The sequence below is a fragment of the Rhizobium jaguaris genome, from assembly GCF_003627755.1.
GTDB lineage: Bacteria > Pseudomonadota > Alphaproteobacteria > Rhizobiales > Rhizobiaceae > Rhizobium > Rhizobium jaguaris.
In genome coordinates this window covers 1,525,215-1,541,355 of the sequence record NZ_CP032694.1, presented here as the reverse complement: position 1 = coordinate 1,541,355, position 16,141 = coordinate 1,525,215, and the positions used below count along the sequence as shown (strand labels likewise).

At 60.4% G+C, this 16,141-nt stretch carries 17 protein-coding genes; 12 read left to right on the top strand and 5 right to left on the bottom strand.

The features are described 5' to 3' along the window. Positions 1–10 precede the first annotated feature (10 nt). From pgsA to CCGE525_RS07490, 3 genes are all read left to right on the top strand, one after another. Positions 11–598, top strand: coding sequence for a CDP-diacylglycerol--glycerol-3-phosphate 3-phosphatidyltransferase (gene pgsA / locus CCGE525_RS07500; RefSeq protein WP_120703739.1), 588 nt, complete (start codon positions 11–13; stop codon positions 596–598). After that, positions 598–852 carry a molybdopterin converting factor subunit 1 gene (gene moaD / locus CCGE525_RS07495; protein ID WP_120706312.1) on the top strand — a complete coding sequence of 85 codons (255 nt, stop codon included), beginning with the start codon at positions 598–600 and terminating at the stop codon, positions 850–852. The genes pgsA and moaD overlap by 1 nt, the downstream gene beginning before the upstream one ends. Positions 853–981: 129 nt before the next feature. Next, positions 982–1,449, top strand: coding sequence for a molybdenum cofactor biosynthesis protein MoaE (locus CCGE525_RS07490; protein WP_120703738.1), 468 nt, complete (start codon positions 982–984; stop codon positions 1,447–1,449). A 27-nt stretch (positions 1,450–1,476) separates the two neighbouring features. Here CCGE525_RS07490 and CCGE525_RS07485 read toward each other — a convergent pair whose 3' ends face one another. Beyond that, positions 1,477–2,373, bottom strand: a complete 897-nt coding sequence (locus CCGE525_RS07485; RefSeq protein WP_120703737.1) for a branched-chain amino acid ABC transporter permease — start codon at positions 2,371–2,373, stop codon at positions 1,477–1,479. 64 nt (positions 2,374–2,437) lie between these two features. Here CCGE525_RS07485 and CCGE525_RS07480 point away from each other — a divergent pair, with 64 nt between their 5' ends. Further along, positions 2,438–2,989, top strand: coding sequence for a CGNR zinc finger domain-containing protein (locus tag CCGE525_RS07480; protein ID WP_120706311.1), 552 nt, complete (start codon positions 2,438–2,440; stop codon positions 2,987–2,989). Further along, positions 2,986–3,495, top strand: a complete 510-nt coding sequence (locus CCGE525_RS07475; protein WP_120703736.1) for a hypothetical protein — start codon at positions 2,986–2,988, stop codon at positions 3,493–3,495. The genes CCGE525_RS07480 and CCGE525_RS07475 overlap by 4 nt, the downstream gene beginning before the upstream one ends. Before the next feature lie 73 nt (positions 3,496–3,568). Here CCGE525_RS07475 and ndk read toward each other — a convergent pair whose 3' ends face one another. Further along, positions 3,569–3,991 (bottom strand): nucleoside-diphosphate kinase, encoded by a 423-nt coding sequence (gene ndk / locus CCGE525_RS07470; RefSeq protein ID WP_113229569.1) that lies wholly within the window; start codon positions 3,989–3,991, stop codon positions 3,569–3,571. Positions 3,992–4,263: 272 nt separating this feature from the next. After that, positions 4,264–4,629: a winged helix-turn-helix transcriptional regulator gene (locus CCGE525_RS07465; RefSeq protein WP_120703735.1), complete on the bottom strand. Its 366-nt coding sequence runs from the start codon at positions 4,627–4,629 to the stop codon at positions 4,264–4,266. Positions 4,630–4,976: 347 nt separating this feature from the next. Here CCGE525_RS07465 and CCGE525_RS07460 point away from each other — a divergent pair, with 347 nt between their 5' ends. From CCGE525_RS07460 to CCGE525_RS07430, 7 genes are all read left to right on the top strand, one after another. Continuing rightward, the gene (locus CCGE525_RS07460) at positions 4,977–5,396 is read left to right on the top strand and encodes a GlcG/HbpS family heme-binding protein (RefSeq protein WP_120703734.1); all 420 of its coding nucleotides are present in this window, start codon (positions 4,977–4,979) and stop codon (positions 5,394–5,396) included. Positions 5,397–5,432: 36 nt separating this feature from the next. Beyond that, a complete protein-coding gene (locus tag CCGE525_RS07455) occupies positions 5,433–6,452 on the top strand; it encodes a zinc-binding alcohol dehydrogenase family protein (protein WP_120703733.1) in 1,020 nt (339 codons plus the stop codon). Positions 6,453–6,644: 192 nt separating this feature from the next. Then, on the top strand, positions 6,645–7,148 hold the full coding sequence (locus tag CCGE525_RS07450) for a hypothetical protein (RefSeq protein WP_120703732.1): 504 nt from the start codon (positions 6,645–6,647) through the stop codon (positions 7,146–7,148). A gap of 49 nt (positions 7,149–7,197) precedes the next feature. After that, complete coding sequence (locus CCGE525_RS07445; protein WP_120703731.1) at positions 7,198–9,087, top strand: ABC-F family ATP-binding cassette domain-containing protein; 1,890 nt, start codon at positions 7,198–7,200, stop codon at positions 9,085–9,087. Between the two features lie 207 nt (positions 9,088–9,294). Then, positions 9,295–10,185 (top strand): polysaccharide deacetylase family protein, encoded by an 891-nt coding sequence (locus CCGE525_RS07440; RefSeq protein WP_120703730.1) that lies wholly within the window; start codon positions 9,295–9,297, stop codon positions 10,183–10,185. A 123-nt stretch (positions 10,186–10,308) separates the two neighbouring features. Then, on the top strand, positions 10,309–12,369 hold the full coding sequence (locus tag CCGE525_RS07435; protein ID WP_120706310.1) for a prolyl oligopeptidase family serine peptidase: 2,061 nt from the start codon (positions 10,309–10,311) through the stop codon (positions 12,367–12,369). Positions 12,370–12,513: 144 nt separating this feature from the next. Continuing rightward, entirely contained in the window at positions 12,514–13,620 is a 1,107-nt protein-coding gene (locus tag CCGE525_RS07430) for a TRAP transporter substrate-binding protein (protein WP_120703729.1), read from the top strand. A gap of 80 nt (positions 13,621–13,700) precedes the next feature. Here the strand turns inward: CCGE525_RS07430 and CCGE525_RS07425 are convergent, their stop codons facing one another. Continuing rightward, positions 13,701–15,467, bottom strand: a complete 1,767-nt coding sequence (locus CCGE525_RS07425; protein ID WP_120703728.1) for a TRAP transporter large permease — start codon at positions 15,465–15,467, stop codon at positions 13,701–13,703. Further along, on the bottom strand, positions 15,467–16,042 hold the full coding sequence (locus tag CCGE525_RS07420) for a TRAP transporter small permease subunit (RefSeq protein ID WP_120703727.1): 576 nt from the start codon (positions 16,040–16,042) through the stop codon (positions 15,467–15,469). The genes CCGE525_RS07425 and CCGE525_RS07420 overlap by 1 nt, the downstream gene beginning before the upstream one ends. Positions 16,043–16,141 lie beyond the last annotated feature (99 nt).

The following is a 16,141-nucleotide window of genomic DNA, read 5'->3' as shown; positions in this document are numbered from 1 at the left end:
AACGATTTCCATGGCTTCGCGCACATACAGCATTCCCAATCTGCTCACCTATGGCCGCATTCTCTGTGTGCCGTTGATCGTCGTGTGCTTTTTCATCGAAGGCAAACTGGACAGCTCCGACTTCGCACGCTGGATAGCGCTCTGGATCTTCATCATTGCCTCGATCACCGACTTCTTGGATGGCTATCTCGCGCGCATCTGGAATCAGACCTCGAATATCGGCCGTATGCTGGACCCGATCGCCGACAAGCTGCTGGTCTCTGCGATCCTGCTGCTGGTGGCAGCCGACGGCACCATTGCTGGCTGGTCGCTCTGGGCCGCAATCATCATCCTCTGCCGCGAGATCCTCGTCTCGGGCCTGCGCGAATATCTGGCGGCGCTCAAGGTCAGCGTGCCGGTGACGCGCATTGCGAAATGGAAGACCACCGCGCAGTTGGTTGCCATCGCCTTCCTGCTGGCTGGGCCGGCGGGCGACAAGGTGCTACCCTATACGACGGAGATGGGCATCGTCCTGCTCTGGATCGCGGCGCTGCTGACGATCTATACCGGCTACGATTATTTCCGAGCCGGGCTGAAACATGTTGTGGATGAGGAATGATGACGAAGCTCGTCTATTTCGCCTGGGTACGTGAACGGATCGGCAAGGGAGAGGAAGAGATTTCGCTCCCCGCCGAGGTGATCACCGTTGGCGATCTCCTGAATCATTTGAAGACGTTGGGCGAGGAATACGAGACGGCGCTTCAATTTCCGGAGGCGATCCGCGTGGCTATCGATATGGAACATGCCGATCATGACGAGCCGATCGCCGGAGCCCGGGAGATCGGGCTGTTTCCACCAATGACCGGTGGGTGAGGAGCGGTCGGGCAATCGATCCAGTGAATCGATTGTAGCGACGAACGCCCCCTTCGGCAGGCTCAGGATGCCCTTGCGAAGGGCCGGAAGTCTCGTGAACTCTTTCAAAGGGGCGATAAGGAAATTGCGATGACTTCACCATTCGTCAAAGTCCAGCGCGAAGATTTCGATCTGCAGGCCGAGATCGACCGCCTCACGAATGGACGACGTGATATCGGAGCGGTTGTCACGTTTTCCGGCCTCTGCCGCGACGAAGGCGGAACCCTCGGCGCGCTGGAACTCGAACATTATCCCGGCATGGCGGAAGCGGAGATCACCCGTATTGCTAAGCTCGCCATCGAGCGCTTCGAACTTCGTGGCCTGACCGCCATGCACCGCTACGGCAAGATTGCGCCCGGAGAAAACATCGTCCTCGTCGTAGCCGCCGCCTCGCATCGGCAAGCGGCCTTCGACGGCGCCAATTTCGTCATGGATTTCCTGAAGACCTCAGCGCCTTTCTGGAAAAAGGAACATGCGAAAGACGGCCAAGAGGGCGATTGGGTTTCTGCCAAGGACGCAGACGATGCCGCGCGGGCCAAATGGGCTGATGAAAAATAGGCTTTAGAGCGCAATTCTGGCATTGATCTAAGGAACCACGCGCTCGCGCCGGCTCAGCACCAGCAGCAGCACGAGCAGCGAGAAGATTACGAAATCGCGCCACAGAAACGGCCCGTACGCACCCCACATGGTCTCGAACAGGCCAAGCAGTGCGGCTCCACCCGCCGACTTCAACGGATCGGAATAGCCGCCGACAGCGGCGATCATCAGCACCTTCAAGCCGAACATCAAACCGGCGCCAAAATCCATCGTGCCGTAATACGACGTCGCGAGCAGGCCGCAAAAGGTTGCGACCAATGCCGAGGCTATGTAAGCCGAGAGGAAGACACGATTGGCGCTTGTGCCGCAAAGCTCGGCAGCGAGCGCATCGTCCGTCACCGCCCGCCAGACACGGCCCCATCCGGTATATCTGAGCACATAGGCCCCGCCGAGGATCACCAGGATCATTAGCGCCGTGTTGATGAGCTGGATCTCAGTGAGCGTTACCCGGAAACCGCCGCTATCCCAGAAGACGATCATCTCGTTCATGAAGGGCGGCAGCCAAATGCCGCGCGTGTTGGAAGCCAGCCGCGCCGTTTCCATCAGTATGATCGTCATGCCGAGTGCGGCGACGATGATCGTATTGGGCGATTTGCGCGACAGCGGCAACATGATCGAACGGCCGATGAGAAAGCTCGAGCCCAGCGTATAGGCGAGCGCGATGACCGCACCAAAGGCGAGCGCAGCCGGCAGAATAAGAAACATCCTCGTGTAGCCGACGTCGGCAAACAGAACCAGCATCTGGCCGGCAAAGGCAAAAAGGGCTCCATAGGTGATATCGGCGCGCTTCATCACCCCGAAGGCAACAGCATAGCCAAAGGCCAGCGCCGCGTAGAGTGCGGCGAGCGGAACGGCATTCGCCAATTGCTGCAGGAGATAGGCCATGGAACCTCCGGACGTCGACGAATAGTAACTAGTAAAATCCATTTTACCAGTTATAATTTTGAGCATGAGCTTTTCCTGGACCCCACATCGGTTTTCCGGCGGTGCGCTGGCACTGGATGTCGCCAACAGCGTCATCCTGCGTCATGACGACGAGCGGCGCATCGATCGTTTTGAAGCGCCGGGACAGATGGAGAGTTTTCCGAAAGCGGCAGCGAATTTCTGTGCCGAGCGGGCTTTGTTCGGCGATATACTGCCGGTGCGGCAGGAGAACAAATCGGACTTCATCGACCTGCGTGAAGCGATCGACGGTTATTTCCGAGCCCGCGTGCTCGATCGTGACGCTGATGCACTACTGGCCGATCTATTGGAGGCACTGTCGAAGGTGCGGCGACGGGCTGCCTCGCCCGACGGGCTCGATGCCGCGACGGTGCATTCCACCCTGCGGCTGATTGCCATGCCCGATCCGGACCGCATGAAAATCTGCCGCAACTGCGGCTGGCTGTTCATCGACCGCAGCAAGAACAAGAGCCGGGCCTGGTGCGACATGGCGGTCTGCGGCAACCGCGCCAAGGCGAACCGGTATTATCGGCGCAAGAAGGAGGAGAGCCCACCATGAGAACCAAGGCGATCGTTTTGATGGCCGCAATTGCGGGCTTGACGTTCGCCGGCTGCCAGCGGCAGGCCGACGACGGCCCGACCGAACTCAGCGGCCGGCTCTTCGTCTTCAATTATCGCGTCGCGACGGCCAGCTACATGATTACGCTGAAGAAGATCGCGCCGATCCCGGAAGGCACAACGGCGGTCGCGGAATTTGAAAACCCGATGGGCGGCGATCCCCTGGTGGTGCACGAGAAGATCTATACGTTCTGGGACAAGATCACGCTCGAAAGCCCGGATCTGCGCTGCGTGCGCAAGGACCGCCCCTATTCGGTCTCGATCAAGTTGGTCGATGCCAGCGACAAAACGATCCAGACCATCAAGACCGAGGTGAAATCCGATCTCGACCAGACCGTGCTGCCGACGAAGCCGCTGGTGGTCGGTCCGAGCTATACGAAAAACCCGGATGTCTTCAAAGCCGACGGCAGCATCGATTATGGGCATGACGAGGCTTGTCCGGCATGAAAAAGCCGGGGTTCTTGACCCCGGCTTTCTTCCATTAATTCAATCTCTTCAGCGCGAAGGCTGAATGACTGATTCAGCCGACGATTTCGGTTTCGGAGAACCAGTAGGCGATTTCCACGGCTGCAGTTTCCGGAGCGTCCGAGCCGTGAACGGAGTTTTCGCCGATCGAAAGAGCAAAGGTCTTGCGGATCGTGCCTTCCGCGGCATTGGCCGGGTTTGTGGCACCCATGATTTCGCGGTTCTTCAGGATTGCATTTTCGCCTTCCAAGACCTGAACGATGGTCGGGCCGGAGGTCATGCCTTCGACGAGTTCGCCGAAGAACGGACGTTCCTTGTGAACGGCGTAGAAGCCTTCGGCTTCGCGCTTGCTCATCCAGACGCGCTTGGAGGCGATGACGCGCAGGCCGTTGTCTTCAAAAACCTTGGTGATGGCGCCGGTCAGGTTACGCTTGGTTGCGTCCGGCTTGATCATCGAGAAAGTGCGTTCAATCGCCATGGGTCAATTCCTTGTCGTCAGAGAAAAGTGGGCGGTGTTTACCCGCCCCACAGCCTGAAAACAAGGGGGATGCGCCAATTTCACGCTGCTGTCATAGTCGGCGTGACCGATTCGGAGCCAGCCAAAGGTGACCCGGCAACGGGAAACCGCCACTGGGCTCGCTCTGATTTATTCATAGAATAGCGATTGAGCGCCGTCAGCCGCACCGTAGAAAGTGTCGGAGGCGGTCACACAGCGAGCAACGGAGAGCGGCACATACCGCATCCGGGCAATCAGGCGGCGTTTGCGGCCGTGGGCTTGCCGAAGCGACCGATGTTGCCGTCACCCCAGGCCTTCAGTGCGATGAGGATCGGCTCGAGGCTCCTGCCGAGTGGCGAGATGCTGTACTCGACCTTGGGCGGGACCTGCGCGTAGACCTTCCGCTCGATGAGGCCGTCCTCCTCGAGTTCGCGCAGCTGGTTTGTCAGCGTCCGTTGAGTGACACCGCTGACCTGCCGGCGGATCTCGTTGAAGCGCATCGTGCCTGCAAGCAGATGGAAAAGGACGACGCACTTCCACTTGCCGTCGATCAGGCTGATGGCGGCTTCCACCGAGCAGCCGGGATTGCAGTCGAAACGCGAATGGCGGACCTTGGCCATGACAGTATCCTTCTGATATGTACATACGTGTTGGCATGTACCACTCGCATTTGCGTATTGGATTTCGGATGCCGCTGCAAGGCGGCTCGTCGCAGCCGCGGAGGCGCCATCGGTGCAGCCTCCACTTCACAGGTTCCACGGGACCACTACGCAAATCACTGATATAAAATAGACTTTCTCGTTGCATGGCGGCCGGCGCGACCGATCGACGGTATCCAGAACGATACTATAGGCAAACGTTGTGCGTATCCCCCGGTCGGGCAGGAACCGCTACATGGCGCTCACTGGAAGGATGTTCCGGCCACCACCGGTATCCGGGAAACACCAGCAGCGCAAAGGAATGATCCATGTCGGAAAACAGTTTTACATCCCGTTCGATCACCCGCGAGGCCGCCGCAAGGCTGATCGCAGAGACCATCGCCGCCGCTGCACGCGTCGGCTTCGAGCCGGTCGTCGCCATCGTTGACGCCGCAGGCAACCTGAAGGCGTTCGAGCGCAGCGACAGAAGCTCGTACCTGGCGGTCAACATCGCAATCGACAAGGCCTACACCGCGGCCTCGTTCGGCCTGTCGACCGCCCAGTGGGTCGACCTGCTGGACGATCGCGGTGCGTCGAACCTCAGGCACGTTCCCCGCGTCATGGCGGCCGCGGGCGGCTTCCCGATCATGGAAGGCGGCGCGATTATCGGCGGCCTCGGGATTTCCGGCGGTAGCTGGGCCCAGGACCAGGAAGCCGGCGAGGAAGCACTGCGCAAGTTCGGTCAGTGACTCGACACACCACGTTCAAATCGAAGGGAAATTCCCATGAAAGCAGTCGGATACAAAACCCCGTCGCCGATCACCGCGTCGGATTCGCTCGTCGATATCGACCTTCCGAAACCTTCCCCTGAGGGCCGTGACATCCTCGTCGAGGTCAAGGCCATCTCCGTGAACCCGGTCGACTACAAGGTCCGCCGCAGCACGCCGCCGGCGCCCGGCGCGGAGTGGAAGATCGTCGGCTGGGACGCGGCCGGCATCGTTGCCGCCGTCGGCCCCGAGGTGACCAAGTTCAAGGTCGGCGACGCGGTCTGGTATGCGGGGTCGATCACCCGGCCCGGCACCAATGCCGAATTCCACCTCGTCGACGAACGCATCGTCGGCCACAAGCCCGCCAAGCTCGGCTGGGCGCATGCGGCGGCCCTGCCGCTGACCTCGCTCACGGCATGGGAGGCTTTCTTCGACCGCCTCGAGGTGAAGAAGCCGGTGCCCGGTGCCGCGCCCGCTATTGTCATCATCGGCGGAGCCGGCGGCGTCGGATCGATCGCCATCCAGATTGCTCGTCAGTTCACCGATCTGACGGTGATCGCGACCGCCTCTCGGCCGGAGACGCAGGCATTCGTCCGCTCGCTCGGCGCCCACTACGTCATCGACCATACAAAGCCGCTCGCCCAGCAGATCGCCACGCTCGGCATCGGTGCGCCCGCCTTCGTGTTCTCCACGACGCAGACGAAAGAACACGTCAGCGAGATCGCGGAACTGATCGCACCGCAGGGACGCTTCTGCCTGATCGACGATCCGGCCGGATTCGACATCATGCTGTTCAAGCGCAAGGCGGTGTCGATCCACCACGAGCTGATGTTCACCCGGCCGATCTATGGGACGCCCGACATGGGCGAGCAGGGCCGGATCCTCGACGAGGTTTCCGCTGCCGCTGACGAAGGCAGGATCCGGACGACCGCGACGCAGCATCTCGGACCGATCAACGCGGAAAACCTGAAGAAGGCGCATGCCCAGCTCGAAAGCGGATCGACGATCGGCAAGGTCGTCCTCGAAGGCTTCGCCTGATCCTGAATCCCAGCGACGGCCCGCTAGGGGCCGTCGCTGCGCGAGCCACTGTTCCTCGATACAGTCACGCGTTGCCCGATTGTCTAATTTTGCTGCAAGATCACATCGATATGAAGCTGCGTTCATGTCGTATTAACCTGCGGGCCTGCAGGTTGACAAGATATATCAGCGGATAGCAGTCAGAGAGTAGGCATGAAGAGTTCGCACGCGGGTGTTTCGGCGTATCCCATCGGCAATGACGACGGCGAGGCAGCGACTGATCTCGAGATGATCGGCCGCCACATGGCCAAGCTGAGGGTCAAGGCCCTGCCGCGCAACTACCAGCTTTTCCATGAGGCTCTCCACGGCTCGGATCGTACGATTGCCAGCGAGATCGCAGCGCTCGGCCCTGCCCCTTCGCAAGCCAGTCTCGACGAGATCGGCCTGAAATATCGCCTCGTCAGCCATTGCGGCCTGGTCGCCCGGAAATCCGAGATCGACGCCGCCGAGATGCTGCGCGAGGTCGCCGATCAACTGGCCGAGGGACTGGTGAAAAAACAGAGCTTCGCCCGCAAGACCGAAACGGCGGCGCATGCCGCGGCCATGGACAGACTCAATGCGTTCCTCAGCAATCTGCTGCTCTATGAAACCGAACTGACGGAGAGGCTGAAGGACCGCGCCGGCCCGTTGGAGCAAGCGGGCAGCACTCACGCCTAAGCGCGCTCCGGCTCTTGCCTTCGGCGCGGAGTTCGGCCAAAACCGCGCCATGATTTCGATTTCCGAGCTTTCCGCCCGCATTGCCGGCCGCCTCCTCATAGACAATGCCAGCGTGACGCTTCCGGCGGGCACGAAGGCGGGGCTTGTCGGCAAGAATGGCGCCGGCAAGTCGACGCTGTTCCGGGTCATCACAGGCGATCTTGCTGCCGAGAGCGGCTCGGTCTCGATCCCGCGCAATGCCCGCATCGGCCAGGTGGCACAGGAAGCACCTGGCACTGAAGAGCCGCTGATCGAGATCGTGCTGAAGGCCGACAAGGAACGCACCGCCCTGCTCGCGGAAGCCGAAACAGCGACCGATCCGCATCGCATCGCCGACATCCAGACACGCCTTGCCGATATTGGCGCCCATTCCGCCGAAGCGCGCGCCGCCAGCATCCTGGCCGGTCTCGGTTTCGACCATGACGCACAGCTGCGCCCCGCCTCCTCCTTTTCCGGCGGCTGGCGCATGCGCGTGGCGCTCGCGGCCGTATTGTTCTCTGAGCCGGACCTGCTGCTGCTGGACGAGCCGACCAACTATCTCGACCTCGAAGGCACGCTCTGGCTGGAAGATTACATCCGCCGCTATCCGCACACGGTCATCATCATCTCGCATGACCGCGACCTGTTGAACACGGCCGTCAATTCCATCGTCCATCTCGATCAGAAGAAGCTCACCTTCTATCGCGGTTCCTACGACCAGTTCGAGCGGCAGAAGGCGGAGGCCGACGAACTGCAGATGAAGGCGAAAGCGAAGAACGAAGCGGCGCGCAAGCACCTGCAGAGCTTCATCGACCGCTTCAAGGCCAAGGCGACGAAGGCCCGGCAGGCGCAATCGCGCGTCAAGGCGCTGGAGCGCATGGGCACAGTCGCCGCCGTCATCGAAGATCATGTTATGGGTTTCAGCTTTCCCGAGCCGGAAAAGCAGGCAGCCTCGCCGATCATCGCCGTCAGTGGCGGCGCGGTCGGCTACGAGCCCGGCAAGCCGATCCTGAAACGCCTCAACCTGCGCATCGATGCCGACGACCGCATCGCCCTACTCGGCTCCAATGGCAACGGCAAATCCACCTTCGCGAAGTTCGTTTCCGGTCGTCTCGATGCCGAAAGCGGCGATGTGAAGCTGGCGTCGAATCTTAAGATCGGCTTTTTCGCGCAGCATCAGCTCGACGATCTCATCCCAAACCAGACGGCTGTCGAGCATGTGCGCCGCCGCATGCCCGACGCGCCGGAGGCGAAGGTACGCGCCCGCGTCGCGCAGATGGGGCTTGCGACAGAGAAGATGGACACGCAGGTGAAGGATCTCTCCGGTGGTGAAAAGGCGCGGCTGCTGATGGGTCTCGCCGCCTTCGATGCACCCAACCTTCTGATCCTCGACGAACCGACCAACCACCTCGACATCGACAGCCGCAATGCGCTGATCCAGGCGCTGAACGACTATTCCGGCGCGGTCATCCTGATCTCGCACGACCGCCATCTCATCGAGGCGACCGTCGACCGGCTGTGGCTGGTGCGCGACGGCACGGTTTCCACCTTCGACGGCGACCTGGAAGATTATCGCAGCCTCGTTGTCGCCAGCCCGAAGCCGAGGGACGACAAGGCCAAGACGAACGGCGCCGATGATTCGGTCTCCAAGGCAGATCAGCGCAAGCTCAACGCCGACCGCCGCGCCTCGCTCGCGCCGCTCAAGAAAAAGATCAACGAAATCGAATCCTTGACCGGCAAGCTGGAGAAACTGATTCAGGCGCTTGATGCGGAACTTGCAGATCCTGCTCTCTATGAGAAAGCACCCGCCAAGGCAGCCGAGAAAGCCAAACAGCGCTCCGACGCGGCTGAAAAGCTGGCTGTCGCCGAAGAGCAGTGGCTTGAGCTCTCATCGGAGTATGAGAGCGGGATGGCCGGTTAAAGCACGCCGCTTCAGATGAAATCACCTTCAGCGGTTAAGATGCTTAAATTTCAAAGCGTTATATAAATCTTTGCTCGTTCGCATGAACGCGCAGCGCTCTAAAAACGGTTAATTCCTGTGGCATCCGTGCATCAAAACTAACCGATCATTAACCATAATCGGAAAAAATGCGCCCAACATTCATTAATATATTGTTGAGCGATTCCGATGACCTTTCGTCTTCTCCTGGCCGGCCTTGCCGTGTCCCTAACTCTTGCCGGCTGCGCTACAAAGCCGGGCAACGACGCGTCGCTGAAGACGAGCTATGCTGCGGACGAGCCGCATCATAAGCCGTTGAAGGCCAATGACCCCGTCGACATGGAGCCGACCAAATGGGCCGGCGCCGAGCTTGAAACCAGAGAAACAGGCGATACCGGCGGCCCGCATCACCTGGCCGGACGCACACTCGAAGTCGCCTCGCTGCACGACCTCAAACTTGGCGACAAGGAAGTCATTCTGAGCTTCGACGACGGTCCGGCACCAGGCAAGACGGAGCGCATCCTCTCCACGCTCGACAAATTCGGCGTCAAGGCGACGTTCATGATGGTTGGCGAGATGGCGCAAGCGCATCCGGCGACGGCCCGCAAGGTCTTTGATGACGGCGACACCATCGGCAGCCACACCTTCCGCCACCCCGATCTCGACAAGATGAGCTTCGACATGGCGATGGCCGAGATCGTTCACGGCGAACACGCCGTCGCCAAGGTCATCGGCACGGATGTCTCCTTCTTCCGCTTCCCCTATCTCGCCGATTCCAAGCGCCTGCGCACCGCCGTCGCCATGCGCGATCTTGTCGTCATGGATGTGGATATCGACAGCAAGGACTATTTCAACTCGACGCCCGCCGCCGTCGTGACGCGCACCATGAATCAGCTGCACCAGCGCGGACGCGGCATCATCCTGATGCACGACATCCACCAGCGCACTGCCATCATGCTCCCGACCCTTCTAACGCGCCTCGAAAGAGAGGGCTACAAGGTCGTGACGCTCAAGTACAAAGGCAGCTCCGCGCCTGCAACTAACTTGATCGCTGAGGCCAGTGCCAGGGTTATGCGCTGAGGGCGGGATAAGCCTCCCAAAACTCTTTGACAGAATACATTCGGGGAAGCCCTGTTGCTTCCCCGAATGTATTTTGATTTGATTATATATGATTCACTTCATCAATGGCGTATCAGGTCCCTTATGAATCTCCATCTCGAGCATGCCGACGATCCACTGACCCTACAATTCGTCGCCGAGAGGGATGCAAAATCTGAGCAGGCCCTGATGACGCCCGAATTCGAAGCGGACAGTGCGGCGATCAAAGCGCTGATCGAGCGCGAGGACCGGCTGATCCAGGCGGTGCGCCGTGGTAATTGGCTATTCGACTTCCATCGCAGCCCAGATCACCCCCTCGGCATGTGGTTTCGGCTGCCGGCCGGTCTCACGCCCTTGCCCAATGCGCCCTGGGAGCCGATCTTCGATCTCGACGCTTTCTGTGCAGCGGAGAACAAGCTTTGGCTCTGGCGGGGTGCGATAACCTGCCCCTGGGAGCCGACGCGGGTGCTGCTTTGCCTCTCCGACGGCGGTTCAGATCTTGGACGTCTCCTGGAGTTCGATTGCGAGGCCAAGAGCATCGTTGAAGGTGGGTTCGACACGCCGCCGGCGCGTTGCCATGCAACTTGGCTCAGCCGGGACGAGATTGCGTATTTCGGCTCGATCGACCGCCTCTCTTCGACGCGCTCAGGCTGGCCCCGCGTCGGCCGCCGTCTGAAACGTGGTCAGCCACCAGCAAAGGCACCCCTGCTTTACGCAACCGCCGATACCGACGTCTATGGTTCCTGCCTGGTCTTCGATCCGGTGCTTGCCGGCATCGCAAAGAAAGGTACGGCCAAACCGATCCGCCTGTTCATCACAGGCCACCAAATCGGCAATTCCAGCGTTTTCGTCAAAGAGCAGGATTTTTCGCTGCGACGGGTCGATCTGCCGAAGGATATCGACGTCCACCTCAGCTATTCCTATTGCCTCTGGCTCGCCAAGACCGATGAGCGCATACCCGCCGGCAGTCTGGCGATACAACCCTTGCCGCGGCTGGCCACCGATGCCGGCGCTGAGGCGATGCGTGTGTTGTTCGTGCCGGGCGAACGCCAGTCGGTATCGCAATTCCTGCTGATGCGCGAATGGTGCGTCTTCGTCGTTTCGGACAACCTGCAGCCACGCCTTTTCGTCTTCGACCTGACCAAGACGGATGCGGGCGTCAAGGAAATCCCGCTGCCGACCGATGTCCAGACAGTGACGGTCTGGCCGCTTTATTCCGATCTGCATCTCGGCGACGACACGCTGCAGGTCTATGGCGAAGGATTCCTGCAGCCGCCCTCCTGCTATCGCCTGGATCTTGCCGACCGCAGGATGCCGCTCGAACTCGTTCACACCGCGAGTTCGCCGGCATACTTCGATACCGACGGCATGACGTCCGAATTGCTCGAAGCTACTTCCGAAGACGGGACGCGGGTGCCGTACCGGCTGGTCTTGCCGAAGACGTGGACCGGCGGCGAACTGCCGGTGCTGATGTACGGCTATGGCGGCTTCGATTTCTCGGTCCGTCCACAATATTCCGGCGTCATCGGTCGCTGGCTGGAACAGGGCGGCGCCTATGTGCAGGCCTATATCCGTGGCGGGGGCGAGCTCGGCCCGAACTGGCATCGCTCCGCCAAACGTCATGGCCGCCACAGAGCCTTCGCCGATTTTGCTGCTGTTGCCCGCGATCTCGTTGCCCGCGGCTACACCAAGCCGTCGCGCATCGCCGCCAATGGCGGCAGCAACGGCGGGCTGCTGACCGGCGTGATGCTGACCCGCTATCCGCGCGACTTCGGCGCGATCTGGTGCCAGGTGCCGGTGCTCGACATGACCCGATTCCATGTCTTCCCGGCCGGCCAGGCCTGGATCGACGAATATGGCAATCCCGACGATCAGACGGACCGGGACTATCTGCTTTCCTACTCGCCGCTGCAGAATCTGAAGCCGGCCTCGGAGATCGCCTATCCACCCATCTATATCGAAAGCTCCAGCAATGACGACCGGGTTCATCCCTCACATGCACGGCGGTTTGCGGCACGCATGGAGGACCTCGGCCATCATCCGCTGTTCCATGAATTCCACTCGGGCGGCCATGGCGGCGACGGCGCATCGACACAGCTCGCGGCGCGTATCGCACTGGGTTACAGTTTCCTTCGGGAGACGATCGTGAAACTCAGCGACACCTGACTTTCGTCCTTTAAGGATTATGCAAAATCAGCAGTTGCATGATTTTTCGATGCACTTGAAACGCGTCGGATGACATGATTAGTTGCAGCGTGATCACGAAGAGCGGGCCAACCCGCCCGCTCACATCTTGGGGGGAGTTAATAGATGGATCGTCGTTCATTTCTGAGGAAAGCCGGCGTGGCCGGCGCCGGCTCGGTTGCCGCGGCAGCTCTTGCAGCTCCGGCCATTGCTCAGAGCAATCCGAAAATCAACTGGCGCCTGACCTCGTCATTCCCGAAATCGCTCGACACGATCTATGGAGGCGCCGAGGTGCTGTCCAAATTTGTCTCAGAAGCGACCGACGGCAACTTCACCATCCAAGTCTTCGCCGCCGGCGAAATCGTGCCCGGCCTGCAGGCCGCCGATGCGACATCGGCGGGCACGGTCGAAGCCTGCCACACAGTCTCCTATTATTATTGGGGCAAAGATCCCGTCTGGGCGCTGGGCGCCGCCGTTCCTTTCGCACTCAATGCCCGCGGCATGAATGCCTGGCAATACCACGGCGGCGGAATCGACATGTTCAACGAATTCCTGGCGACGCAAGGGCTGATCGGCTTTCCGAGCGGCAATACCGGCGTGCAGATGGGCGGCTGGTTCCGCAAGGAAATCAATACGGTAGCGGACCTCAAGGGTCTGAAGATGCGCATCGGCGGCTTCGCTGGCAAAGTGGTGGAGCGTCTCGGCGTCGTGCCGCAGCAGATCGCCGGCGGCGACATTTATCCGGCGCTGGAAAAAGGCACGATTGATGCAGCCGAATGGGTCGGCCCCTATGACGACGAAAAACTCGGTTTCTACAAGGTCGCACCCTATTACTACTATCCCGGCTGGTGGGAAGGCGGTCCGACCGTACACGTGATGTTCAACAAGGCGGCCTATGAAGGTCTGCCGAAGGCCTATCAGTCGCTGCTGCGCACGGCCGCCCAGGCAACCGATGCCGACATGCTGCAAAAATACGACTACCTCAATCCGGCGGCCATCAAGCGCGTTGTGGCCGAAGGCGCGAAGCTGCGTCCATTCAGTGCTGACATCATGAACGCCTGCTTCGACAAGTCGAACGAGGTCTATGCCGAGATGGAAGCATCGAACCCGACCTTCAAAAAGATTTGGGAATCGATCAAGGCGTTCCGCGGCGGCCACTATCTCTATGCCCAGGTCGCAGAATACAGCTACGACGTGTATATGATGACGCAGCAGCGAGCCGGGAAGATTTGATTATTGGATTGGAAATCAGAAACCCCGGAACGACGTTCCGGGGTTTTTCGTTGGAATACGGCAGCGGTATCGCTCCCTGCTCAATTGAATGACGGCGGCTGACTGAGATCGATAGCAGGCGGATTTTTCTTTTCCCCGCCCTGATCCGCTGGCTTGTCGTCGAGCGGATTGGCGCCCGGCAGCTGCAGGCCACCCGGCAAACCAAGACCGCCATTATCCTGGCCGAGCGCACCAAAGCCGGGCACTTCGATCTTGATCGTATTGGGATCGATGGCGGCTCCCGCTCCCTTGTAGTGCATGACCATCTGCGGAAACATGATCGTCAGCGCCACCATCAGGATCTGAATACCGACAAAGGGCACAGCGCCCCAATAGATCTGCCCCGTCGTTACCGGCATCGTCTTCTTGCCCGTAACTTTGTCGAGGTAAGGCACCTTTGCAGCCACCGAGCGCAAGTAGAACAGCGCGAAACCAAAGGGCGGATGCATGAAGCTCGTCTGCATATTGACGCCGAGCAGGACACCGAACCAGATCAGGTCGATGCCGAGCTTCTCGGCAGCGGGCGCCAGCAGCGGCACGATGATGAAGGCAAGCTCGAAGAAATCGAGGAAGAAGGCCAGCACGAAGACCAGCAGGTTGACGGCGACGAGGAAGCCGATCTCGCCACCCGGCAGCGACACCAGCAGATGCTCGACCCAGACATGGCCGTTGACGCCGTAGAAGGTCAGCGAAAAGACACGCGAGCCGATCAGGATGAACAGCACGAAGGAGGAGAGCCGCGTCGTCGATGCCAATGCGGAGCGTACGACATCCATGCTCAGCCGACCCTTTGCCGCGGCCATGACCAGCGCACCGACCGCGCCCATCGCGCCGCCCTCTGTGGGCGTAGCGATGCCAAGGAAGATAGTACCGAGCACGAGGAAGATCAGCGCCAGCGGCGGAATCAGTACGATGATCACCTGCTGCGCCAGCCGCGACATCAGGTTGAACTTCATCGCTTTGTCGATGACGGCGATGACATAGATGAAGGCGACGCCGACGGTTGCGCCGAGAATATCGGCATTTTCACCATAGGCCGGCGTCAGGTAGACATGAGCCGCATAGGCAACGCCAGTGGAGACCAGTAGTGCGATGAAAAGCGAGGTCACGCCGGAACCGAGCGAGCGCGCCTCCTTCGGCAGCGCCGGCATCGATGTCGGCCGGACGATCGACATGATCAGCACATAGAGCATGTAGATGCCGGTCAGCACCAGGCCGGGGATCAGCGCGCCGGCATACATGTCGCCGACCGAGCGGCCGAGCTGATCCGCCAGCACGATCAGCACCAGCGAGGGCGGAATAATCTGCGCGAGCGTGCCCGACGCCGCGATGACGCCGGATGCCAGGCTGCGGTCATAACCATAGCGCAGCATGATCGGCAGCGAGATCAGCCCCATGGCGATGACCGAGGCCGCGACGACGCCGGTGGTGGCGGCAAGCAGCGCGCCGACGAAGATCACCGCGTAGGCTAGACCGCCGCGGATCGGACCGAAGAGCTGGCCGACGGTATCGAGCAGATCCTCGGCCATCCCCGAGCGTTCCAGCACGATGCCCATGAAGGTGAAAAACGGGATCGCCAGCAGCGTGTCGTTGGACATTACACCCCAGAACCGATCCGGCAGCGCGTTGAGCAAAGGCCAGGAGAGATTGATGGCGCCGCCCGAATAAGGCGCCAGCTCGACGCCGATCCAGAAGAACAGCAGTCCGTTGGCGGCGAGCGCGAAGGCAACGGGATATCCGATCAGCAGGAAGATGATCAGGGAAGCAAACATGATCGGGGCCATGTTCACCGCGATGAATTCGATCATCAGCGCGCCTCCCCGGCAGGCGTCTCGGCATCGACAGGCGCATGCGTCGGCACGTATGGTGTCGGGTCCTCTTTATCGCCGCGCATGACGGCGATCTTCTTGATGATTTCGGAAACACCCTGGAGCGCCAGCAGAAAGAAGCCTGCGAGCAACAGCGCCTTGCCCGGCCAGATGATCAGGCCGCCGGCACTGGACGAAACCTCGCCGGACATGAAGGACATGCGAACATAGGGCGCGAGGTCATAGACCATCAAAAGCGCGAAGGGCATGAGAAATAGGCAATGACCGAGCAGATCGATCCAGTGCTGGACCCGCCGTGGTAAGGCGCCGTAGACGATATCGATGCGAATATGCTCGTTCTGACTGAGCGTATAGGCGGCAGCGAGCATGAAGGCGGCGCCGAACAGATACCATTGCGCTTCCAGCCAGGCGTTGGACGAGGTATTGAACACCTTGCGGACAATGGCGTTTCCGGCGCTGACCAGCACGGCGACCAGAATGAGCCAGGAAACCGATTTGCCAATGATTTCCGTCACAGCATCCACGAGCCGGCTGAAGCCGAGCAATGCTCTCATCATTTTTCTCCCCCGCAGCGGTCTCCCCAAGATCCTCTTGCCGCGCACAGGCAGAGTGCCGATTTCAGACTGTGAATCAAGAGCGTAAGCTGGTTTTCC

Coding starts and splice junctions, on each gene's coding strand:
- pgsA (WP_120703739.1), top strand. CDS start 11: ATGGCTTCGCGCACATACAGCATTCCCAATCTGCTCACCTATGGCCGC.
- moaD (WP_120706312.1), top strand. CDS start 598: ATGACGAAGCTCGTCTATTTCGCCTGGGTACGTGAACGGATCGGCAAG.
- CCGE525_RS07490 (WP_120703738.1), top strand. CDS start 982: ATGACTTCACCATTCGTCAAAGTCCAGCGCGAAGATTTCGATCTGCAG.
- CCGE525_RS07485 (WP_120703737.1), bottom strand. CDS start 2,373: ATGGCCTATCTCCTGCAGCAATTGGCGAATGCCGTTCCGCTCGCCGCA.
- CCGE525_RS07480 (WP_120706311.1), top strand. CDS start 2,438: ATGAGCTTTTCCTGGACCCCACATCGGTTTTCCGGCGGTGCGCTGGCA.
- CCGE525_RS07475 (WP_120703736.1), top strand. CDS start 2,986: ATGAGAACCAAGGCGATCGTTTTGATGGCCGCAATTGCGGGCTTGACG.
- ndk (WP_113229569.1), bottom strand. CDS start 3,991: ATGGCGATTGAACGCACTTTCTCGATGATCAAGCCGGACGCAACCAAG.
- CCGE525_RS07465 (WP_120703735.1), bottom strand. CDS start 4,629: ATGGCCAAGGTCCGCCATTCGCGTTTCGACTGCAATCCCGGCTGCTCG.
- CCGE525_RS07460 (WP_120703734.1), top strand. CDS start 4,977: ATGTCGGAAAACAGTTTTACATCCCGTTCGATCACCCGCGAGGCCGCC.
- CCGE525_RS07455 (WP_120703733.1), top strand. CDS start 5,433: ATGAAAGCAGTCGGATACAAAACCCCGTCGCCGATCACCGCGTCGGAT.
- CCGE525_RS07450 (WP_120703732.1), top strand. CDS start 6,645: ATGAAGAGTTCGCACGCGGGTGTTTCGGCGTATCCCATCGGCAATGAC.
- CCGE525_RS07445 (WP_120703731.1), top strand. CDS start 7,198: ATGATTTCGATTTCCGAGCTTTCCGCCCGCATTGCCGGCCGCCTCCTC.
- CCGE525_RS07440 (WP_120703730.1), top strand. CDS start 9,295: ATGACCTTTCGTCTTCTCCTGGCCGGCCTTGCCGTGTCCCTAACTCTT.
- CCGE525_RS07435 (WP_120706310.1), top strand. CDS start 10,309: ATGAATCTCCATCTCGAGCATGCCGACGATCCACTGACCCTACAATTC.
- CCGE525_RS07430 (WP_120703729.1), top strand. CDS start 12,514: ATGGATCGTCGTTCATTTCTGAGGAAAGCCGGCGTGGCCGGCGCCGGC.
- CCGE525_RS07425 (WP_120703728.1), bottom strand. CDS start 15,467: ATGATCGAATTCATCGCGGTGAACATGGCCCCGATCATGTTTGCTTCC.
- CCGE525_RS07420 (WP_120703727.1), bottom strand. CDS start 16,042: ATGAGAGCATTGCTCGGCTTCAGCCGGCTCGTGGATGCTGTGACGGAA.